General features: G+C 41.8%; 19 protein-coding genes. 1 reads left to right on the top strand and 18 read right to left on the bottom strand.

The genetic code is table 11. From position 1 onward, the window contains the following. Positions 1-157: 157 nt before the first annotated feature. The 12 genes from spoIIR to ACQKL5_RS15340 all read right to left on the bottom strand — a co-directional run bounded on the left by spoIIR (position 158) and on the right by ACQKL5_RS15340 (position 11,309). Positions 158-940, bottom strand: a complete 783-nt coding sequence (gene spoIIR, locus ACQKL5_RS15395; RefSeq protein WP_427609766.1) for a stage II sporulation protein R — start codon at positions 938-940, stop codon at positions 158-160. Between the two features lie 131 nt (positions 941-1,071). Then, on the bottom strand, positions 1,072-1,947 hold the full coding sequence (prmC, locus tag ACQKL5_RS15390; protein ID WP_427609765.1) for a peptide chain release factor N(5)-glutamine methyltransferase: 876 nt from the start codon (positions 1,945-1,947) through the stop codon (positions 1,072-1,074). Beyond that, the gene (prfA, locus tag ACQKL5_RS15385) at positions 1,934-3,004 is read right to left on the bottom strand and encodes a peptide chain release factor 1 (protein WP_427609764.1); all 1,071 of its coding nucleotides are present in this window, start codon (positions 3,002-3,004) and stop codon (positions 1,934-1,936) included. The genes prmC and prfA overlap by 14 nt, the downstream gene beginning before the upstream one ends. Before the next feature lie 160 nt (positions 3,005-3,164). After that, on the bottom strand, positions 3,165-3,617 hold the full coding sequence (locus ACQKL5_RS15380; RefSeq protein ID WP_427609763.1) for a hypothetical protein: 453 nt from the start codon (positions 3,615-3,617) through the stop codon (positions 3,165-3,167). Between the two features lie 172 nt (positions 3,618-3,789). Next, positions 3,790-4,395: a thymidine kinase gene (locus ACQKL5_RS15375; RefSeq protein ID WP_427609762.1), complete on the bottom strand. Its 606-nt coding sequence runs from the start codon at positions 4,393-4,395 to the stop codon at positions 3,790-3,792. Between the two features lie 139 nt (positions 4,396-4,534). After that, positions 4,535-4,735: a 50S ribosomal protein L31 gene (rpmE, locus tag ACQKL5_RS15370; RefSeq protein ID WP_402962139.1), complete on the bottom strand. Its 201-nt coding sequence runs from the start codon at positions 4,733-4,735 to the stop codon at positions 4,535-4,537. A 147-nt stretch (positions 4,736-4,882) separates the two neighbouring features. Continuing rightward, on the bottom strand, positions 4,883-6,172 hold the full coding sequence (gene rho, locus ACQKL5_RS15365; RefSeq protein ID WP_402962136.1) for a transcription termination factor Rho: 1,290 nt from the start codon (positions 6,170-6,172) through the stop codon (positions 4,883-4,885). A gap of 312 nt (positions 6,173-6,484) precedes the next feature. Then, a complete protein-coding gene (gene glpX, locus ACQKL5_RS15360; protein ID WP_427609761.1) occupies positions 6,485-7,447 on the bottom strand; it encodes a class II fructose-bisphosphatase in 963 nt (320 codons plus the stop codon). 97 nt (positions 7,448-7,544) lie between these two features. Continuing rightward, positions 7,545-8,828 carry a UDP-N-acetylglucosamine 1-carboxyvinyltransferase gene (locus ACQKL5_RS15355; protein WP_427609760.1) on the bottom strand — a complete coding sequence of 428 codons (1,284 nt, stop codon included), beginning with the start codon at positions 8,826-8,828 and terminating at the stop codon, positions 7,545-7,547. 216 nt (positions 8,829-9,044) lie between these two features. After that, on the bottom strand, positions 9,045-9,695 hold the full coding sequence (fsa, locus tag ACQKL5_RS15350) for a fructose-6-phosphate aldolase (RefSeq protein WP_427609896.1): 651 nt from the start codon (positions 9,693-9,695) through the stop codon (positions 9,045-9,047). A gap of 140 nt (positions 9,696-9,835) precedes the next feature. Then, a complete protein-coding gene (locus ACQKL5_RS15345) occupies positions 9,836-10,693 on the bottom strand; it encodes a class II fructose-bisphosphate aldolase (protein ID WP_402962126.1) in 858 nt (285 codons plus the stop codon). A 244-nt stretch (positions 10,694-10,937) separates the two neighbouring features. Beyond that, positions 10,938-11,309 carry a response regulator gene (locus ACQKL5_RS15340; RefSeq protein WP_402962123.1) on the bottom strand — a complete coding sequence of 124 codons (372 nt, stop codon included), beginning with the start codon at positions 11,307-11,309 and terminating at the stop codon, positions 10,938-10,940. A 280-nt stretch (positions 11,310-11,589) separates the two neighbouring features. Between ACQKL5_RS15340 and ACQKL5_RS15335 the strand changes: the two genes are divergently transcribed. Next, positions 11,590-12,126, top strand: coding sequence for a DUF2529 domain-containing protein (locus ACQKL5_RS15335; RefSeq protein WP_427609759.1), 537 nt, complete (start codon positions 11,590-11,592; stop codon positions 12,124-12,126). Positions 12,127-12,179: 53 nt separating this feature from the next. Here the strand turns inward: ACQKL5_RS15335 and ACQKL5_RS15330 are convergent, their stop codons facing one another. The 6 genes from ACQKL5_RS15330 to ACQKL5_RS15305 form a co-directional block, all read right to left on the bottom strand. Beyond that, entirely contained in the window at positions 12,180-13,784 is a 1,605-nt protein-coding gene (locus ACQKL5_RS15330; protein WP_427609758.1) for a CTP synthase, read from the bottom strand. Between the two features lie 414 nt (positions 13,785-14,198). After that, positions 14,199-14,771, bottom strand: a complete 573-nt coding sequence (gene rpoE / locus ACQKL5_RS15325; RefSeq protein ID WP_427609757.1) for a DNA-directed RNA polymerase subunit delta — start codon at positions 14,769-14,771, stop codon at positions 14,199-14,201. Between the two features lie 491 nt (positions 14,772-15,262). Next, positions 15,263-18,529, bottom strand: a complete 3,267-nt coding sequence (icmF, locus tag ACQKL5_RS15320; protein WP_427609756.1) for a fused isobutyryl-CoA mutase/GTPase IcmF — start codon at positions 18,527-18,529, stop codon at positions 15,263-15,265. Beyond that, positions 18,516-19,157 carry a TetR/AcrR family transcriptional regulator gene (locus ACQKL5_RS15315; protein ID WP_427609755.1) on the bottom strand — a complete coding sequence of 214 codons (642 nt, stop codon included), beginning with the start codon at positions 19,155-19,157 and terminating at the stop codon, positions 18,516-18,518. The genes icmF and ACQKL5_RS15315 overlap by 14 nt, the downstream gene beginning before the upstream one ends. A gap of 108 nt (positions 19,158-19,265) precedes the next feature. Beyond that, a complete protein-coding gene (locus ACQKL5_RS15310; RefSeq protein ID WP_427609754.1) occupies positions 19,266-20,405 on the bottom strand; it encodes an acyl-CoA dehydrogenase in 1,140 nt (379 codons plus the stop codon). 25 nt (positions 20,406-20,430) lie between these two features. After that, positions 20,431-21,561 carry an acyl-CoA dehydrogenase gene (locus ACQKL5_RS15305; RefSeq protein WP_427609753.1) on the bottom strand — a complete coding sequence of 377 codons (1,131 nt, stop codon included), beginning with the start codon at positions 21,559-21,561 and terminating at the stop codon, positions 20,431-20,433. Positions 21,562-21,571: the final 10 nt, after the last annotated feature.

The following is a 21,571-nucleotide window of genomic DNA, read 5'->3' as shown; positions in this document are numbered from 1 at the left end:
GTTATCCACAAATTGTGGGTAACTGCTAGTAAACTGTGGATAATATTGTGGATATTAGCTATTAAAGACTGATTTTTTCGATATTTTGTTAATAAGCCTGTGGATATATGCGATTTTATTTGTTCCAACCGAAAAACCGAGGGCATTGCCCCCGATTTCAAAAAATCTCGTGGAATATTTCCATAAATAATGACTTCACTTCAACCTCAGATTCATTTTCCCCATCATAAACTTGTTTATCCGTCTTAGCAGAGGCAGTCAATTTTCCATCCACACTTTCCTCGTCCTCAACTTCTCTACCCTTTTCTGTCAATTCCTCAGTTTTCTCATCCTTGTCCTGTACTTTTGTTTCCTCTACAGTATCGGAGACCTTCGCTTTTTCAGCATTGACCGTTTCCTTCGGCTCTTCCTCTACGATTGGGCTTTGACTTACTGCCGTACCATTTGAAAAATCAAGGAAACATAATGGGGGAAATAATACACACCACCAATTAGCGCCTTCCCCATCACCAAGTGTGATGATCACGGCTTCGTACTCACCTGCAGGATATAGAAACTGCCCGTACAGCTTGGTCGGAAATTCAGCTTGGCCAAAATCAACGGTCACCGACTGTTCCAAACCATTCTCCCGAATCACTTCCCGGGCTGTTTCCTGGATATCAGGCAAATGGGATTGAATCACTTCTCTCGCTTCATCCAATGAGGTAAGTTCTTTTACCCACCCTGTAATATCGGCATTCACTTCGTCACGAATCAGGCGTTTAACAGCTTGGTCTTCTTCCTTATCACTGTTAGCCAGTATCCGAAGACGAATGGCCTCATCAGGTATTACCATTGTTGCTTCAGTCCCGCCTGCCTCTACCTTTGGCATGTATATACTTACAATCGTTCCTATTGTTAAGATTAATAGATAAATAATGGCTAAATTCTTAGTTTTCATTACTCTCGCCCCCCTCATAGAAAATAGTCTCGCCAACTCCCGGCTATCTTAAACTAGTAAATATGAACGAGGGTAAGATTTCTTTCTATAAAAAAGAATTGCAAAAAAAATTCGCCCCCATTGGAGACGAATCATTTCAATATAGCAAAGACCATTCGATCTTTCCCATTGATATCATTTTCAATCGAAACCTCTGCATGTACAAACGTTTCTTTTAAGAGTTCGGCCACTGCCTTACCCTGTCCTACACCCACTTCAAAGCCAATTAGACCTGGCACTTGCAGGACTTGGGGCAATTGCTCCATAAAACGGCGATAAAAATCCAATCCATCTGCACCAGCAAATAAAGCCCGATGTGGCTCATGGTCAGTTACGACCGTAGACATCATCTTTTCATCGTCATTCGGAATATATGGGGGATTGGATAAAAGGATGTCCACCTTCCTCTTTCCTTGAATGAAGGGCAGTAGTAAGTCACCTTGGATAAATTGCACATCCGCCCCAAGTAATTCAGCATTCTTCCTCGCCACTTCAAGGGAAGGATCCGCGATATCTGTGGCCGTCACTTCCAGGCCCGGCTCCTCAAGCTTCATCGTTATGGCAATTGCTCCACTACCCGTCCCGATATCTGCCAAATACAGCTTCTGATTTCCCTTAAAAATGCTTGGAAGCTTTCGAACTGTATGATAAATCAATTCTTCCGTCTCTGGCCTAGGGATCAACACCTCTTCATTCACGAGGAAGGTACGTCCATAAAATTCTTCACTACCCATTATATATTGAATCGGTCTCCCTTTAATATGTTGGGTAACTCCCGCCTTAAACTGTTCAAGATCCTCTGGGCTCAGTTCATCATGTAGGTTGGCCAGCAACTGGGAGCGTGTTTGCTTTAGATAATGTTGCAGCAGAAGTTCTCCTGCATTGGCATCACGATTATTGTCCATTAAAAAAGAAGAAGCCCACTTCAGGGCTTCATATACTTTCACAACCGGTTTATTCATCTGCATTTTCCAGCCTTGATGATTGATCTTCCATGATTAGTGCATCTACGACATCATCCAACTTGCCTTCCATTATTTGGTCCAACTTTTGGATCGTTAAGCCAATACGGTGGTCCGTCACACGGTTTTGCGGGAAATTATACGTACGGATTCGTTCTGAACGATCCCCCGTACCCACTGCAAGCTTCCGATTTTGGTCATATTCAGCCTGCACTTCCCGATTGATTTTGTCATAAACACGAGCCCGTAAGACTTTCATCGCTTTTTCCTTGTTCTTGATTTGCGATTTTTCGTCCTGACAAGATACTACCGTATTCGTTGGTATATGCGTTAACCGGACCGCCGACATGGTCGTATTAACACTTTGTCCTCCTGGACCGCTGGATGCAAAAGTATCTACGCGAACATCCTTATCATGGATTTGTATTTCCACTTCCTCAGCTTCCGGTAAAACAGCGACCGTTGCAGTGGATGTATGAATGCGTCCGCCCGATTCCGTTTCCGGTACCCGTTGAACACGATGTGCCCCGTTCTCGAACTTCAATTTGGAATAGGCTCCATTTCCGTTGATCATGAAAATGATTTCCTTGTAACCGCCCAGACCCGTAGGACTTGCTTCGATTACTTCCGTTTTCCAACCCTGCACCTCAGCGAAACGGCTATACATCCGATAGAGGCTTCCTGCGAATAAAGCCGCTTCATCTCCGCCTGCCGCTCCACGAATCTCCATAATAACGTTTTTATCGTCGTTAGGGTCTTTGGGGATAAGTAATATTTTCAGTTTTTCCTCAAGAGCCTGAATTGTGGATTCAAGTTCACTGATTTCCTCTTTAACCATTTCGCGCATATCCGCATCCAGTTTGTCCTCAAGCATTGCCTTGGCTTCTTTGTGTTGATCTCGGACCTCTTTATATTCTTTATACGTGGAAGCCGTTTCCTGTATACTAGCTTGTTCCTTGGAAAATTCCCTTAGCTTATTTGTATCATTTATAACTTCCGGGTCACTCAACAGTTCATTCAATCTTTCATATCTATCTTCTACCGCTTGCAGTCGATCAAACAAATCATTCACCTCTTAAGTTTTCCAATCTCTACTTTGTATGAAATTGAAAGGATCTTTTATTTACTACATATAACTAATTCAGCGCCTCATTCGAGTTCACTTCTATGGTTAATTATAGTATAGGTGAATAAACAACGTCAAAGCGGATTCAAATTTGTGGTTATTTCTTTAATTTCACATCTATGTTATATTGCGGCACAGCCCTTAATATAATGTCTTCCACTCTTTTCTTTTCTCTTTTTCTTTCTTCATCCGTCTTTATTTTCCCCTTGGTGAGGACGGTCACATGAATCGTATTACCGTTATGCCATACCATACCTGTTTCATAATCGGTTTCGGATTTTATGGCGGCTCGGATATTGTCTACTTCTTGTCCCATTGATGGGGAATTATTGGATGTATGATGGGGTGTGTTCAAAAGCTGATCGGAAGGCCGTTCGGCTTCATTATCCCAATCATCAGATACTTTCTTCGTATGATTGCCCACAAATTCATGGCCATCTCTGGTTTGATCCCTGTATTCTGAATCATTGTTCAGCGCATTGTCATTTTGGCCGCAAGCTGTCAAAAAACTAAGAAAGATTGCCGCCAAAAAAAGTAAGGTGGTTTTCATATTTTACCTCCATTTGGTGTATGTCTTTAAACGCTTCCTCTTCAGCATTCCCAAGATGGAGATAAATCTTCCTTCAATTCTCTTCCAAGTGATGGTCCAGTAAGACCGTTTTTTTCACTACCAATAAAAAATGCCCTAAGACCTCATCGGTTCTTAGAGCATTGCATCAATCTTAAATTTGTTCTTTTGCCTCTACCGCTTGTTTGCCAGGAACTTCATGATGATGACGGCAACGAGGCTCATATGATTCCGAGGCACCAACAAGAATGATCGGTTCATCATAAGAGGCCGGTGCTCCATCAATTAGCCGCTGAGTCCTGCTTGCAGGTGACCCACATACCTCACATACAGCTTGTAGCTTCGTAACAGATTCAGCAAGCGAAAGTAAGACCGGCATAGGGCCGAATGGCTCACCCCTGAAATCTTGATCCAGTCCAGCCATAATTACTCGATAACCGCTGTCCGCAAGATGCTGGGCAACCCTGATAATTTCGGGATCAAAAAATTGAACTTCATCTATAGCAATAATATCCAATGGCTGATCCAGATGCTTAAATATATCTGTAGAATGGGCAATCGGTTTTGCCATCACAGAGGAACCATTGTGTGATACGACAGCCTCTTCCGCATAGCGATTATCTATAGCTGGTTTAAAAACCGCTATACTCTCTTTTGCAAATTGAGCACGGCTGACCCGCTTAATTAATTCCTCGGATTTACCTGAAAACATGCTTCCGCAAATAACCTCAATCCAGCCTGTTTGTTTCATTACATACATGGAAACAGCTACTCCTTCCACCTGTCGATCCCTTGGCCATAATTTTTTTGGACCCGGTTTTATATATAAAATCTAACTAATTTTCAGAAAAGAAAAAAACAGGCAAGAAGAATACTTGCCTGTTTTTTGAAAGTCCGGCTTATTTAATACCGTATTTTTTGTTGAAGCGATCAACACGTCCGCCAGCTTCAGCGAATTTTTGACGACCAGTGTAGAATGGATGGCATTCTGAACAAGTCTCAACTTTGATTTCTTCTTTAACTGAACCAGTTTCAAAAGTATTTCCGCAAGAGCAAATTACTTTTGATAGTTTATAATTTGGGTGAATTCCAGCTTTCATTCTTTTCAGCTCCTTATGCCCTGAATCATTCGAAACAGAGTTATATACTTCAAGATGAGGAAAATGCATCCTCACATTTATTGTAAAAACACATGAACTCATTATAGCAATTTAAAAGTCGTTGTGCAACATTTTGTTTTTATCTCTTCATGACCTCTTTAAACTTGATGACCCTTTTTTCATTTCTAGCATCTCTTCATCCAATTTACTGAAGAATTCTTCATTGCTTTTTGTCTGTTTTAGACGGCGAAGGAATTTCTCAGCAAAATCAGGCGAATCAGACATCGTTTTGCGGATGGCCCAAAGCTTATCCAAGCGATCTTTCGGAATCAACAACTCTTCCTTACGGGTACCCGAGCGACGTATATCGATGGCTGGGAAAATGCGTCTTTCAGCAAGAGAGCGATCTAAATGAAGCTCCATGTTACCCGTACCTTTAAATTCTTCATAAATCACATCATCCATACGCGAACCTGTATCTACCAATGCAGTAGCAAGAATGGTTAAGCTACCGCCTTCTTCAATGTTCCTTGCTGCCCCAAAGAACCGTTTCGGACGGTGGAATGCAGCAGGATCTATCCCACCCGATAACGTTCTACCGCTTGGAGGGATAACCAGGTTGTAAGCACGTGCCAAACGAGTAATACTATCCATTAGAATGATAACATCCCGTTTGTGCTCAACAAGACGCATGGCCCGTTCCAATACCAGTTCAGCCACTTTGATATGGTTTTCTGGCACTTCATCAAATGTCGAACTTACAACGTCGCCCGCCACAGAACGTTCAATGTCTGTTACTTCTTCGGGGCGCTCATCAATTAGTAAGACGATTAATTCCGCTTCAGGGTGATTGGTAGTAATGGCATTGGCCATTTCTTTAATCAACATCGTTTTACCCGCTTTTGGGGGCGCCACAATTAAACCACGTTGCCCAAAGCCTACAGGGGCAAGAACATCCATAATTCTAGTGGACAGGTTCTTCGGCGTTGTTTCCAATTTAATCTGCCTATTTGGATACAATGGTGTTAAGCCTGGGAAATGGACTCGTTCCTTAGCGGATTCCGGATTGTCACCATTGACGGCTTCAACATGCAGTAATCCATAATACCGTTCGTTTTCTTTCGGTGGACGAACCTTTCCTGATACCTTATCTCCGTTACGTAAATCAAATCTGCGGATTTGGGAAGCAGAAATATAGATATCCTCCGAGCTTGGAGAATAATTGATCGGACGAAGGAAACCAAAGCCCTCTGAAGGGATAATCTCTAAAACACCTTCCATGAATAGAAGACCATCTTGCTCAGCTTGCGCTTTTAAAATTGCGAATATAAGTTCTTTTTTTGACAGCTTGCTGTAATAAGATACTTTATATTCACGAGCATGTTCATAGAGATCTTTTAGTTTCATGTTTTCTAAATTGGAAATCGTTAAATTCATCATGACACCACACTTTTATTAATTAAACGTTTTCACCCATACTGAAAAAGGATTGGTTTGTTAAATGGAAGAGAAACTACAATCCATGTACCCGACCAGAGTTTTCGTAGAAAGGATGATACATTTTACATGTAAAGAAGAAAATTATTTGAAGGCTTCTTGAAGTTTGGAGTGAAAGGGCAGATTAAAGTCCATTAGTAGAACAAGCTTTATTTTACTTTTTTTAAATGAATTATTCAACTTAATTTTTTAAAAGAGAAAGCGTGCATGGAAACACGCCCGCTTTCCCGAGTAGCTATTTATAACAAAGTTTTAACCGATTAAGCCATTTGGCTTCATTTTTAGGACATGTCTTCCATCGATGAAACGAACTGTTCCTGACTTGGCACGCATGACCACTGATTGAGTTTCGCCATGGTGAGCCTTAAATTGAACACCTCGAAGAAGTTCTCCATCCGTTACGCCTGTCGCAGCGAAAATTGCATCGTCACCACGTACTAGATCTTCCATTCTTAGGACTTTGCCTAAATCAAGTCCCATTTTTCCACAACGTTTTACTTCTTCTTCACTTTGAGGAAGAAGCTTACCTTGGATTTCTCCTCCAAGACATTTTAAAGCTACAGCTGAAATAACTCCCTCAGGAGCTCCACCTGATCCGAATAAAATATCTACACCCGTATGGTCGAAGGCCGTATTGATGGCACCGGCAACATCTCCATCGTTGATCAACTTGATTCGGGCACCTGCTGCACGAAGTTCTTCGATGATTTTAGAATGGCGTTTACGGTTCAAGACCGTAGCAACCACATCCTGGATATCTTTATTTTTTGCTTTGGCCACTGCCTTTAGGTTATCCAAGACTGATGCATTGATATCAATTAGACCTACCGCTTCAGGACCGACAGCTATTTTATCCATATACATATCAGGAGCATGCAACAAGTTCCCTTGATCGGCAACAGCCAAGACGGCTAACGCATTCCATCCGCCTGATGCAACGATATTCGTTCCTTCTAAAGGATCGACCGCTACATCTACTAGTGGCCCAAGGCCTGTACCAAGTTTCTCACCGATATAAAGCATCGGTGCTTCGTCCATTTCTCCTTCACCTATAACGACCGTACCTTGCATGGGTATGCTATTGAAAACATCCCGCATCGCCGTTGTAGCCGCGTCATCCGCTTCTTCTTTCTTTCCTCTACCCATCCAACGCGCAGATGATAGAGCAGCCGCTTCAGTTACGCGGACAAGCTCCATTGACAAACTTCTTTCCATTTCTCGTTCCCCCTCAATGTGCAATCATGATTTATTTATATAATAGTATAGCACATTTGAGCATATAACGTAACACAGTGAAACAAGAAGAAATGGATCAGCTTTTCAGCTGCTCCACTTCTTCTTCTGTCATTTCTTCACGCCAGATCGTTGCACCTAAACCAGAAAGTTTCTCTACAAGATGACTATATCCACGGTCTATATGTTCAAGACCTGTCACTTCCGTTATTCCTTCTGCCATTAAACCGGCAATGACCAAAGCAGCTCCTGCACGCAAATCACTTGCCTTGACCTTTGCCCCATGAAGTTGGACCGGACCATTAATGATGCCCGTCCTGCCTTCTGCTTTTATCTTTGCATTCATGCGTCGTAATTCGTCTATATGCTTAAAGCGTGCTCCGTATATCGTGTCAGTCACCATACTTGAACCGCTTGCTTTTGTTAAAAGGGATGTAAAAGGTTGCTGCAAGTCTGTTGGGAAACCTGGATAGACCAACGTCTTGATATCCACAGATTTCAGCTCCTGCCCAGGGGCCACGAACACCTGATCATCTCCAGCTTCAATGCTGACGCCCATCTCTCGCAATTTGGAAGTCAGGGATTCTAAATGCTGAGGAATGACGTTATCAACCAATATCCCCTCGCCAACCGCTGCAGCTAAAATCATGAATGTTCCCGCTTCTATGCGATCAGGTATGATAGTATGTTTGCACCCGTGAAGGCTATCTACACCATCAATCCGGATGATATCGGTTCCAGCACCCTTGATCTTCGCTCCCATATTGGTTAGTAAGGTAGCCACATCAATTATCTCCGGCTCTTTTGCTGCATTTTCAATAACGGTCCGCCCTTTTGCCAAGACGGCTGCAAGCATGATATTGATAGTAGCCCCGACACTAACTACATCCAAATAGATCCGGGCACCACGAAGCTCGTCTGCCCTTAAATAAATGGCACCTTGTTCATTCGTCACTTGTGCCCCAAGCGCCTCAAACCCTTTTATATGCTGGTCAATTGGACGTGGCCCTAAATGACAGCCTCCAGGCAGTCCAATCACAGCCTTTTTAAATTTCCCAAGCATCGCGCCCATCAAATAATAGGAAGCACGTAACTTTTTCACTTTTCCATTAGGCAGAGGCATAGAAATCATCTTGCTCGGGTCGACAGTCATTTCTCCATCGTTAAAAACGACCTCACCGCCAATTTCCTCCATTAACTCTTTTAACATCTCTACATCAGAAATATCCGGTAAACCTTCTATTGTTACTGGAGAATCTGCCAAAATTGTTGCAGGAATTAAAGCCACTGCACTGTTTTTTGCACCACTGACTCGAATGGTCCCCTTTAAAGGATAGCCACCGGCAATTTTAAGTTTTTCCATAATGAACTCCCTTCCACGCTAAGCACTCAAGAAGCTGTATTTCAAAAAAAGTAATAATTTACCACGAAAAAATTGCGTAATCCGACAACATTTACTCTCTAGTTTCTTAGTTTACACAAAAATAGAAAAGTCATGTAGAAAAATGAGAAAAATTTCTAATTTTTTTCTTTCTCTATTTAGTTCATGCAGTGTTAAGCCACTTAGCGTCAGGGTTCATTATGCTTCTGTACGAGAATTCCAGTCCTTCAAGAACGCTTCAATCCCTTTATCAGTCAAAGGATGATGGAATAATTGCATTAATACTTTGTAGGGAATCGTTGCGATATGTGCACCATTAAGCGCAGCTTGTGTAATGTGCATCGGATGGCGAATTGAAGCTGCAATGATTTCTGATTGAATGCCATGAATCGTAAAGATATCTGCTATATCAGAGATTAAGTCCAACCCATTTTGACCGATATCGTCTAAACGTCCCAAGAATGGAGAAACATAAGTTGCTCCCGCTCTTGCCGCTAGCAACGCTTGATTCGCACTGAAAATAAGAGTCACGTTCGTTTTAACACCTTGTTTGGTTAAAGCCGCGACAGCTTTCAAGCCATCCGGTGTCATCGGCACCTTGATTGTAATATTTGGTGCGATCGCAACAAGTTCTTTCGCTTCTGCCATCATTCCCTCAAAATCAAGTGCGATGACTTCAGCAGAAACAGATTCCTTAACAAGGCTAGTAATTTCTTTTAAACGGTCATGAAAAGAAACGCCTTTTTCTCTTGCAACAAGGGATGGGTTAGTCGTAACCCCTCCTAAAACGCCTAATTCATATGCTTGTTTAATTTCTTCCATATTAGCTGTATCGATAAAGAATTTCATAAGTTCCTCCATATGTAATAAATTTGCGTGCTCGCATCTCTGAATTCTAATTGTTCTAAAAATGAAGAGCAATACCGCCATACTGCTATATTGCCATCAGAGAAAAAATCTCTGATGGGCATAGTACCTTGTTTAACTAGTTAAGCTTTATTATTCGAACCAAATTCACGAATTTTACCAATGACGGTTGCCTTAATTGCTTCACGGCCAGGTCCAATAAATTTGCGTGGATCGTATACTTCTGCATTACTATTTAAAACTTCACGAACAGCTTTTGTGAAAACAATTTGATTTTCTGTGTTCACATTAATTTTCGATGTACCAAGTGAAATTGCTTTTTGGATATCTTTTGTCGGAATACCTGTGCCACCATGTAGGACAAGCGGTTTTTTCGTTAAATCACGAACCTCTTCCATTTCTTTATATCCAAGGTTTGGTTCTCCTTTATATGGACCATGAACAGATCCCAATGCTGGTGCAAAGCAGTCAACATCCGTTTCCTTAACAAGAAGTTCACATTCCTTAGGGTCTGCATAAACAACACCATCGGCGATGACGTCGTCTTCTTGTCCACCTACTGTTCCAACTTCAGCCTCAACCGAAACGTTACGTGCATGTGCATATTCCACAACTTTCTTAGTCGTTTCAATGTTCTCTTCGATTGGGTGATGTGAAGCATCGATCATTACTGAAGTGAAACCAGCCTCGATAGCTTCTTTACACTTATCAAAGCTAGAACCGTGGTCAAGGTGAATAGCCACAGGAACTGTAATTTTCATATCTTCCATCAAACCTTGAACCATCATCACAGTTGTTTTGAATCCACCCATATGACGGGCAGCCCCTTCAGAAACACCAAGAATAACCGGAGATTTCTCTTCTTCTGAAGCAGCTAGAATTGCTTGCGTCCATTCCAAGTTGTTAATGTTAAATTGACCTACTGCATACTTTTCATCAAGAGCTTTATTCAGCATATCTTTCATGGAAACTAAAGGCATTTGTGATTTCCTCCTAATAATGAATGTTTTGTTTAAAATGGTTTCTATCTAGATATTCCCGAAATCAAAAGCATCATACACGTAAAAAACAGAATATCTCTATTCGTTTAGCATATCAATACATGAAAAAAACAGCAACAAATTCACCATATCATCAAAGTTTCGCACTAAAAAAAACACGGCACCTCCTAAGAAAAGATTGCCGTGGCGCTTTTTTATTGAAATTAAAGATTTAAAAAGCTAGTCAACTAGATTGAATAGGTAGATATTCGCGCACGGCATTTCTAATATCATCGATGTCAAAAGGCTTTGCAAAATGTGTCATGGCACCTAAGTCTTTCGCTTCTTGTATCATATCAAGCTCCCCATATGCCGTCATGATTATGACACGTATGTCGGGATTGACCGCTTTCATACGCTTTAAAATTTCTATTCCATCCATTCCAGGAATCTTCATATCCAATAGAACAAGATCAGGTGAATCATTATTAAGAACTTCTAAAGCTTGAATGCCATTTGCAGCTTGAAACGTTTCATATCCTGCTTTATGTAAGACCTCATTCAATAAAATCCGAATCCCAAACTGGTCATCGACAATTAATATTTTCCCTGACATTTAGCCACCTCTGTTCTTCTATTTGTATTGTGAAAAGGGAACAGTATAATTCCCCCCTAAATGGGTAAGTAATAAAAACACGATGACAAAGTTCCTAGAGGTTTGTTTCTTCTATGTTCATATTCAATAATTGTAACAAAATTCCTGCTATAAGAGTTAATAGATTTTTTTATTTTCACTGACCATCCTGCCCCATCATAATCTGAAACGTCTTGAAACCTGTTAAAGGAGCAAAAAGTCCTTTATAATAAGGATACTATTTTTAAAGGAGCTCCTAAATATGTTGAAGATATTTTCTACCCAGTTAAGTGGTGTATTCAAAAAAATCATGGAAAAGGAATCGTTCGAAATGGAGGATGCCGGACGCCTGTTGGCTCAGGCCGTGGTGGGGGATGGGTCTGTTTACATCCATGGATTCGGTGAAATGCAAGGGGTTGTTGCAGAGGGCATGGATGGCGAAGAACCCTTTCCAAAAGCTAAACGATACACCGATGAGGTTGTCATATCCCGGGAAGATCGGTTTCTTTTATTCAGCCGTCATTCAAATGATTCGAAAGCCATTAAGCTTGCGAACAGACTTCAGCAGTTGGATATACCGTTTGTTGCCGTTTCTACAAGTGTTCAGTCTGAAGAAGCGACACTTGTGGAACTCGCGGATGTCCATATTGATTTACGTATTCAACGTGGATTAATCCCGGATGAAACAGGAAATCGTTTTGGTTATCCCACTCTCATCGCTGCCCTTTTTGCATATTATGGGATTAAATTCACGCTTGAAGAAATCATACAAGAATATGAAGATGATTCGGAAGAATGAATTCATACTTTTAGTCACAAAAAAAACAGCCAAACGGCTGTTTTTTTATCTTATTATTTTTCATGACGTTTCAAAGACATACCCACGAAGTCACGGAATAATGGCTGTGGACGGTTCGGACGTGAAATGAACTCCGGATGGAATTGTGAAGCCACAAACCAAGGGTGATCCTTCAGTTCTACGATTTCCACTAAACGGCCATCTGGGCTTGTACCAGAGAAGATGAATCCTGCCTCTTCCATAGCTTGACGATAATGGTTGTTGAATTCATAACGATGACGATGACGCTCGTATACCACTTCATCTTTATACGCTTCATAGGCTTTCGTACCTTCGATAAGCTTACATGGATATAGTCCAAGACGTAATGTGCCGCCCAAATCCTCTATATCTTTCTGCTCTGGAAGAAGGTCAATGATAGGATCTGGCGTTTCAGCATTGATCTCGGCAGAATGTGCTTCTGTTAAGCCTAGTACATTACGTGCGAATTCAATGGATGCCAATTGCATACCTAAGCAGATACCAAAGAACGGCGTATTAGTCGTACGTGCATATTCAGTTGCCGCGATTTTCCCTTCGATTCCACGGTCTCCAAATCCACCAGGAACAAGGATTCCGTCTGCATCTTTAAGCAATTCAGCAACATTTTCTTTCGTTACATCTTCAGAATTGATCCAATCGATTTCTACATCCGCGTCAAATGCGTATCCTGCATGTTTCAGTGCTTCTACCACAGAAAGGTAGGCATCTTGCAATTCAACATATTTTCCGACAAGGGCAATTTTCGTTTTCTTTGTTAAAGAAGTAACTTTTTTAACAAGTTCTTTCCAGTCTTCCATATCTGCCACTTTGCAATCCAGTTGCAGGTGATCACAAACGATTTGATCCATGTTTTGCGCTTGAAGGGCAAGAGGAATCGAATAAAGTGTATCCGCATCAAGGCACTCAATCACTGAGTTCTTATCAATATCACAGAATAACGCAATTTTATCCTTCATATCTTGTGAAATAGGTCTTTCAGTACGGGCTACAATGATATTTGGTTGTATACCAAGGCTACGCAATTCCTTTACACTATGTTGCGTTGGTTTTGTTTTCATTTCACCGGCAGCTTTGATGTAAGGAACAAGTGTACAGTGAATATACATAACATTATTGATTCCGATATCACTCTTAATCTGACGGATAGCTTCAAGGAATGGAAGAGACTCGATATCTCCGACCGTTCCACCGATTTCAGTAATCACGATATCTGCATTCGTTTCATTTCCGGAACGGAAAACCCGTTCTTTGATTTCATTAGTAATATGCGGGATAACTTGAACAGTTCCACCCAAGTAGTCTCCACGGCGTTCTTTTCTTAGAACAGTGGAATAAATTTTACCTGTTGTCACATTGCTGTGTTTACCAAGATTGATATCAATAAAACGCTCATAATGACCAAGATCCAAATCCGTTTCTGCGCCATCATCGGTTACGAATACTTCACCATGTTGGTAAGGACTCATTGTCCCTGGATCTAAATTGATATAAGGGTCGAATTTTTGGATTGTTACATTTAACCCTCTATTTTTTAAAAGTCTTCCTAGAGAAGCCGCCGTTATCCCTTTTCCCAAAGAGGAAACTACTCCACCCGTTACAAAAATATATTTTGTCATCTCATATCCTCCTAGAATGTTTTCGTTAACTGCCGTTCTCTTGCTTTTCCAATCAAATCCAGACCAGCATTTCATGGACCTTCTGCCTTTTCTGGAAAATATAAACGAACAAACCAGGTCTTACACTCTTATCTCTTAGAAGAAAAGAGCTTGTAAGAGGGGTATGCCTGGATGCCCCTTAGTAAAATTCCCGTAAATAACATTAACTTTTACTTATCTATAGTTTTTACCATTTTACGAGTATTCATTGTAAAAATAAAAAAATGATGTCATTTTAACATTCCATCATCAAAAACAAAAACGCTCCTCTTACAAAAAAGTAAGGGAGCGATATAATTTTAAGATTGTGTCCTTTTTTAAGGAGCCCAAAAATGATTCTACAAATTTCGCCTTAAAAAGTCAAGGGGCGAATACTTATTTCTCTTTATCATCTTCGTCTTCATCTTCGTCTTCATCTTCATCAATTTCGAACACTTCATCTTCAATAATTTCTTCTTCTAAGTCGTCATCATCGTCAACGTCATCTTCTAAAAGTACTTCGTCGATAACTGCTCCGCCTAGGATTTCATCATCGTCGTCATCATCGTCATCTTCATCCAAATCATCAATATCTTCTTCGAAATCAAGATCTTCCTCTTCAATTTCATCGAAGTCGTCAACGACCACAGCGGCTTTTTTCGCTTTCTTTTTCTTCTTCACTTTTACAACATGCACGACTTCTTCTTCAATTTGGTCAACTGGGTACCAAGTTTTCAATCCCCAACGATTTTCTCCAAGTGAAGTAAAACGGCCATCTACATTCATGTCCGTATAGAACTGGGCAATTCTTTTTGTCACTTCTGCTTTAGATAAATGCTGAAGTGTAGCTATTTCACTCATTAAGTCTTTAAATAGAATTGGTTCGTTTTTTTCAACCAATATTTCATATGCGATTTCTATTAAGGACATTTCCATTATTTGCTCTTTCGAGTACTTTTTCAAACTCAAATTCCGCACTTCCCTTCTCTATTCAAACACGATGACTCATGTTTTTTCACATAAAAAAATAATCTAAAACAGTATTTCGATAAAATAACGACAATTCCTGCTAGACATATAATCCATTATAAACAATCTAAATGGGTTTATGCTAGTTCTATCTGATACTTTCACAGATTTTCCCTACTGTACGAATAAACTAAAATCTATTTCGAAATGAATTTCCTCTATTCTATCAATCATCTCAGACGAAATGCACTAGAGGGAAAGAACCATAAATTCGTTGAAAAAAGAGGAACCAACCTGAGTTACGAACCAACAAAGAGCGTATAACACCCTATGATGTCCTACATTCACCTTATCGACCTAAATAAGGTCTGAATCATCATCTTTGCCCCTATTCAAAATATTTATAAGGTGAATTTTTTATTTTGCTCAAAAAATCACTAAAAACGTGTTAGAAAAAGGAGCATCCTAAAATTCTGGATACCCCTTCTTTCTTACATATTTCTACGATATTGCCCGCCAACCTCATATAAGGCGCCTGTTATCTGACCCAAACTCGCCACTTGCACACATGTCATCAATTCAGCAAATATGTTTTGCCCATTCATAGCAGCGTCCTTTAACCGCTTCAGTGCTTCATCAATATTTGCTTTGTTTTTTTCCTGAAAAGCGCGTAGGTTCGTGATTTGTCCTTCTTTTTCTTCTTTTGTCGCCCTGGCAACTTCCATGCTGTTCACCGCTTCTTCTGTAGGGGGGGTAGGATTCAAATACGTATTCACCCCAATGATCGGCAGTTCCCCCGTATGTTTTTTCATTTCATAATGCATGGATTCATCCTGGATCTTCCCTCGCTGATACTGAGTTTCCATGGCCCCCAGTACACCGCCTCTATCGTTAATGCTATCAAACTCCCTCAATACCGCTTCCTCTACTAGATCGGTCAATTCTTCGATAATGAAGGCACCTTGCATCGGATTTTCATTTTTTGATAACCCATGTTCTTTCGTGATGATCATCTGTATCGCCATGGCACGGCGTACAGACTCCTCTGTAGGCGTTGTGATGGCCTCGTCGTATGCATTTGTATGAAGGGAGTTGCAATTGTCTTGTAGTGCCATTAGAGCCTGTAACGTTGTTCGTATATCATTAAAGTCAATTTCTTGTGCATGAAGGGAACGTCCCGATGTCTGAATATGATACTTCAACTTCTGGCTGCGCTCATTGGCCCCATACTTATCACGCATGACCGTTGCCCATATTCGTCTTGCGACCCGCCCAATAACGGTATATTCCGGGTCGAGGCCATTGGAGAAGAAAAATGACAGGTTCGGGGCGAAATCGTTAATGTCCATGCCACGACTTAAATAATACTCGACATACGTAAATCCGTTCGCCAAAGTAAAGGCTAGTTGTGAAATGGGATTAGCACCCGCTTCTGCGATATGATAGCCGGAAATAGAAACCGAGTAATAATTCCGGACCTTTTTATCTATAAAATAGGCTTGGATGTCCCCCATCAGCCGTAAAGCGAATTCCGTAGAGAAAATGCACGTATTTTGCCCTTGATCTTCTTTAAGAATATCGGCTTGAACTGTTCCTCGGACCGTTTGTAGGGTGTAATCCTGTACTTGTTCATATTCTTCTTGTGTAAGCGATCGTCCTAACTCTTCTTCTTTCAGACGAACCTGCTGTTCGATGGCTGTATTCATATACATAGCCAAGATAATCGGCGCCGGTCCATTAATCGTCATGGAGACAGAGGTGGATGGGGCGCATAAGTCAAAGCCAGCATACAATTTTCTCATATCGTCCAACGTACAAATGCTGACGCCGCTCTCTCCCACCTTCCCGTAGATATCAGGCCTGTGATCAGGGTCTTCTCCATATAACGTAACCGAATCAAAAGCGGTACTGAGACGTTTGGCATCATCATCTTTGGATAAATAATGAAAACGTCGGTTTGTTCTGTCCGGCGACCCTTCCCCTGCAAACTGCCGCTTAGGGTCTTCTCCCTCCCGTTTGAACGGAAAGACTCCAGCTGTATATGGAAAGTGGCCAGGAACATTTTCTCGGTAGACCCAGCCTACGATCTCTCCATAGTCCTCATATTTCGGAAGAGATACCCGGGGAATCATTAACCCGGATAAGCTTTTCGTTTTTAAGTTCGTAATGATTTCTTTATCACGGATTTTCGTTACAAGCTGTGTGGCTGAATATTTCTCTTTTAACTCGTTCCAACCGGCCAGAATGTTTTTTGTTTCTGCAGAAAGTTTGGAAACGGTTTCTTTCTTCGACAACTCTAGGGATTCCACAACAGCGTCATCACAACCATTCTCTTTGACTGCCCCAATTGCTCCTTCCAACTGAAACAATCTTCTCGCTAGTTTAACTTGTTCGCCAGCCCGTTTATGGTAATGGCGGACCGTCTCACTGATTTCACGCAAATAGTAGCGTCGATCAGTTGGGATGATGACATTTTGCTTATAGACTTCCGCTTCTTTCGTAAAAGTCGTGCTCCAATTTGTTCCGGCCTTTTCATTTAACTTTTCTAAAAGAACAGCAAATAAAGCATTCGTACCCGGGTCATTGAATTGGGAAGCGATGGTACCATAAACAGGCATTTCAGAAGTTTCTTGATCGAATAACGTATGGCTTCTTTGGTACTGCTTCTGAACTTGATTTTTAGCGTCCTCGGACCCTTTGCGCTCATATTTATTTATGACAATCAAATCGGCATAATCGATCATGTCTATTTTTTCAAGCTGTGAAGGGGCACCAAATTCACTTGTCATGACATACATGGATACATCGCAAATTTCAGTAATTTCCGCGTCTCCCTGACCGATTCCGCTCGTTTCTACGACGATTAAGTCGAACCCAGCAGCCTTCACCACCGAAATGGCATCCTGAATGGCTAGTGAGAGCTCACTTTTTGAATGGCGTGTCGCTAAGCTTCGCATATAGACGCGATTGGAAAAGATGGCATTCATCCTGATTCGGTCACCAAGTAACGCACCGCCGGTTTTTTGTTTTGTCGGATCGACAGAGAGGATGGCCACTTTCTTTTCCGGGACCTCATTTATAAATCGACGGATCAACTCATCGGTCAAAGAGCTTTTCCCTGCTCCCCCCGTACCTGTAATGCCGAGAACCGGCACCTGTTTTTCCGATGTCTTGATCTGCTCAAAGAGGCTTTCTACCGCTGCCGCCGATTCATGTGTGGCCTCGAGCCTATTTTCCGCAAAGGTGATATATTGAGCGATGGCACTCGTTTCTCCTGCAATCAATTCATCAAAGCGTTCCTGTAGGGATGACTTGACCGTCGAAAAATCACATTCTGCCATCAAAACATTGATCATGCCCTGAAGGCCGTACTCGCGGCCTTCATCAGGAGAGAAGATACGAGCAATCCCATACTCATGGAGCTCCTGAACTTCCCTTGGCAGGATGACACCGCCGCCGCCAGCAAAGATTCGAATGTGCTGAGCTCCCTTTTCTTTCAACAAATCATACATATACTTAAAATATTCCACATGTCCACCTTGGTAAGATGACATCGCTATGCCTTGGACATCCTCTTGAATTGCCGCGTTCACGATTTCTTCGACCGAGCGGTTATGTCCTAAATGAATGACTTCCGCCCCACTTGCTTGAAGAATCCTTCTCATAATGTTAATGGATGCATCATGGCCATCAAACAAACTCGAAGCCGTTACGAACCGAATATGATTTTTAGGTTGATACACTTCAACTGTACTCATTTGACTCCTCCTTATATACACTTTGGGTCAATAATGCTGTTTGGATGTCAACATACTCTTGAAGCGTAAATCTTTTATGCAAGGCCCATCTTCTAAAACTCCACATCTGTCCCTGAACAAAAATATTATGGGAGACAAGACTGATCTGTTTCTTCGTCAAGTGCAGCTCCCCGTTTTTGACACAATTGGTTATGACTCTTTCAAACATGCCAACCATTTCTATTTCCTTGTTTAAAACATAAGGTAGGGCATCCTTTGTCAATGCTTTCACTTCTTGATACATGACCAATACCTCATCCTGCATCTCATCCATCACCTGATAAAAATAGCCGATCGTCAGTTTTAGACTTTCTAGTGTCCCATCACTCTGTTCGATTTCCCGCTGAAGTTTTTCCCGGACTTCATCATAAATATAATCACAGACGAGATATAAAATATCTTCCTTCGTGCGAATATATTCGTATAAGGTACCAATGCTAAAGCCGGATGCTTTTGCAATCTCCCTCGTCGTCGTCCGGTGAAACCCTTTCTCTTTAAATAGATTCACTGCACCCTTAATCATTTGCTTACGCCTTTTCTCTACCAATCTCTCATCCTTTACAGACGCAAGAACTTCTCTTTTTTCCATTTCCTACCCCCTTTTATAAGGTCACCACCGTTCATCCGGCAACCTTTCAGAAAAATGAAAAGGTATTCCGGAAGGCAGGAGGCCTCACCGGAAAACCTAGTTTACAGGCTATTTAGTAACCATCCTTGAGATGACCAGCTTTTGGATTTCTTGTGTTCCCTCATAAATTTGCGTGATTTTCGCATCGCGCATAAAACGTTCAACAGGATAATCTTTCGTATATCCATATCCACCAAACACTTGAACAGCCTCCGTCGTCACTTTCATGGCCGTGTCCCCGGCAAAAAGTTTCGACATAGCGGATTCTTTCCCGTACGGGAGGCCAACCGACTCCAACCAAGCCGCTTGATACGTTAAGAGCCTCGCAGCCTCTACACCTGTCGCCATATCCGCTAATTTAAAACCGATTCCTTGCTGTGCAGAAATGGGCTTTCCAAACTGGACACGTTCTTTAGCATAATCAACTGCTGCATCCAAGGCTCCTTGAGCAATGCCAACAGCTTGAGCCGCGATTCCGTTCCTTCCGCCATCAAGAGTCATCATCGCTATCTTGAAGCCCTCTCCTTCATTCCCCAGAAGATTTTCCTTTGGTACACGGCATTCATCAAAAATGATTTCAGTTGTCGGCGAAGAACGGATTCCAAGCTTTTTCTCTTTTTTGCCTACACTGAAGCCAGGGAAGTCCTTTTCAACAATGAAGGCACTTGTTCCTTTTTGTTTGGATTCCGGGTCTGTCAATGCAAAGACCACATACGTATCCGCTATGCCACCATTGGTAATGAAGATTTTCGAACCATTGATGATGTATTCATCTCCTAAAAGCTTTGCAGTCGTTCTCATCCCACCTGCATCAGATCCTGAGCTTGGTTCCGTCAAACCATAGGCACCGATTTTTTCGCCTTGAGCCATCGGGCGAAGGTATTTTTGCTTCTGCTCTTCTGAACCAAATTTGTAAATGGGCCAACCGGCAAGGGATGTATGGGCCGATAGTGTGACGCCTGTAGAAGCACAGACACGGGAAAGTTCTTCTATTGCGATGCAATACGCGAGATAATCACTTCCAATACCTCCGTATTCTTCTGGCCATGGAATACCCGTCAATCCAAGTTCAGCCATTTTATCGAAGATTTTACGGTCAAACCGTTCTTCTTCATCTCTTTCCGCTGCTGTCGGAGCCACTTCATTTTCAGCGAAATCACGTACCATTTTCCTGATCATTTCATGTTCTTCTGTCAATTTGAATTGCATATCCATGTCCCCCATCTTCTTGGTTTTAGAGATGTTTGCTAATGACTATTCTCTGTATTTCACTGGTTCCTTCATAAATTTCGGTTACCTTTGCATCCCGGAAATAGCGTTCAACCGGATATTCTGTTGTATAGCCATACCCGCCGTATACCTGGATGGCTTCTGTTGTCACTTCAACGGCCGTCTTCGAAGCTAACAATTTGGCCATTGATACTTCCTTACTGCATGGTGCCCCAAGGGATTGTAGATACGCCGCTTGATAGACTAATAGCCTGGAAGCTTCAATATTGGTCGCCATTTCCGCAATTTTGAACCCGATTCCCTGTTGCATGGCAATCGGCTTTCCGAATTGAACCCTGCTCTTTGCATAATCGACAGCATGTTTCATTGCGCCTTCAGCGATACCTAGCGCCTGGGCTGCAATGCCTATCCTCCCGACATTCAAGTTGGCCATTGCGATTTTGAACCCTTCACCCTCACTGCCAAGAAGATTCGCAGCTGGTATTCGCATGTCTTCAAATGTTACCTGTACAGTACTAGAGCCATGGAGTCCCATTTTCCGTTCATTCTTTCCGAAGATGAGACCAGGTGTACCCTTTTCTACGATAAAAGCAGAAATTCCCCTGCTTTCCATAGTCGGATCGGTGGAAGCGAAGACGATGTATACATCTGCCTCAGCACCATTTGTAATGAACACCTTTGAACCATTTAGTCGATACATATCGCCTTCCTTGACTGCTTTTGATTTTAAACTCGCAGCATCAGAACCTGAACTTTGTTCCGTTAAGCAGAAAGCACCTAAGTATTCTCCTGTGGCAAGCTTGGGCACGTATTTTTGTTTCTGTTCTTCCGTACCAAAGTAAACGATGGGGTTCGTACCAACGGAAGTGTGGACGGAAAGGATAACGCCAAGTGTCGGACTTACTTTAGAAATTTCATTGATGGCAATGATATAAGATATAAAATCCATGCCCGAGCCGCCATATTGCTCTGGGATTGGAATTCCCATCAGTCCAAGTTCGCCCATTTTACGGAGCACCTCTTTCGGAAATTCCCCTTGTTCCATCGACTCTATATGAGGCTCTATCTCTTTCTCGGCAAAATCCCTGACCATTTTCCGCATCATTTCCTGCTCTACAGTAAATCGGAAATCCATCCCCATCAAT

This window comes from Peribacillus sp. NPDC097675 (genome assembly GCF_050277655.1).
GTDB lineage: Bacteria > Bacillota > Bacilli > Bacillales > DSM-1321 > Peribacillus.
This window is presented reverse-complemented; position numbering and strand designations above follow the sequence as displayed.

Coding starts and splice junctions, on each gene's coding strand:
- spoIIR (WP_427609766.1), bottom strand. CDS start 940: ATGAAAACTAAGAATTTAGCCATTATTTATCTATTAATCTTAACAATA.
- prmC (WP_427609765.1), bottom strand. CDS start 1,947: ATGCAGATGAATAAACCGGTTGTGAAAGTATATGAAGCCCTGAAGTGG.
- ACQKL5_RS15380 (WP_427609763.1), bottom strand. CDS start 3,617: ATGAAAACCACCTTACTTTTTTTGGCGGCAATCTTTCTTAGTTTTTTG.
- ACQKL5_RS15375 (WP_427609762.1), bottom strand. CDS start 4,395: ATGTATGTAATGAAACAAACAGGCTGGATTGAGGTTATTTGCGGAAGC.
- rpmE (WP_402962139.1), bottom strand. CDS start 4,735: ATGAAAGCTGGAATTCACCCAAATTATAAACTATCAAAAGTAATTTGC.
- rho (WP_402962136.1), bottom strand. CDS start 6,172: ATGAATTTAACGATTTCCAATTTAGAAAACATGAAACTAAAAGATCTC.
- glpX (WP_427609761.1), bottom strand. CDS start 7,447: ATGGAAAGAAGTTTGTCAATGGAGCTTGTCCGCGTAACTGAAGCGGCT.
- ACQKL5_RS15355 (WP_427609760.1), bottom strand. CDS start 8,828: ATGGAAAAACTTAAAATTGCCGGTGGCTATCCTTTAAAGGGGACCATT.
- fsa (WP_427609896.1), bottom strand. CDS start 9,695: ATGAAATTCTTTATCGATACAGCTAATATGGAAGAAATTAAACAAGCA.
- ACQKL5_RS15345 (WP_402962126.1), bottom strand. CDS start 10,693: ATGCCTTTAGTTTCCATGAAAGATATGCTGAATAAAGCTCTTGATGAA.
- ACQKL5_RS15340 (WP_402962123.1), bottom strand. CDS start 11,309: ATGTCAGGGAAAATATTAATTGTCGATGACCAGTTTGGGATTCGGATT.
- ACQKL5_RS15335 (WP_427609759.1), top strand. CDS start 11,590: ATGTTGAAGATATTTTCTACCCAGTTAAGTGGTGTATTCAAAAAAATC.
- ACQKL5_RS15330 (WP_427609758.1), bottom strand. CDS start 13,784: ATGACAAAATATATTTTTGTAACGGGTGGAGTAGTTTCCTCTTTGGGA.
- icmF (WP_427609756.1), bottom strand. CDS start 18,529: ATGAGTACAGTTGAAGTGTATCAACCTAAAAATCATATTCGGTTCGTA.
- ACQKL5_RS15315 (WP_427609755.1), bottom strand. CDS start 19,157: ATGGAAAAAAGAGAAGTTCTTGCGTCTGTAAAGGATGAGAGATTGGTA.
- ACQKL5_RS15310 (WP_427609754.1), bottom strand. CDS start 20,405: ATGCAATTCAAATTGACAGAAGAACATGAAATGATCAGGAAAATGGTA.
- ACQKL5_RS15305 (WP_427609753.1), bottom strand. CDS start 21,561: ATGGATTTCCGATTTACTGTAGAGCAGGAAATGATGCGGAAAATGGTC.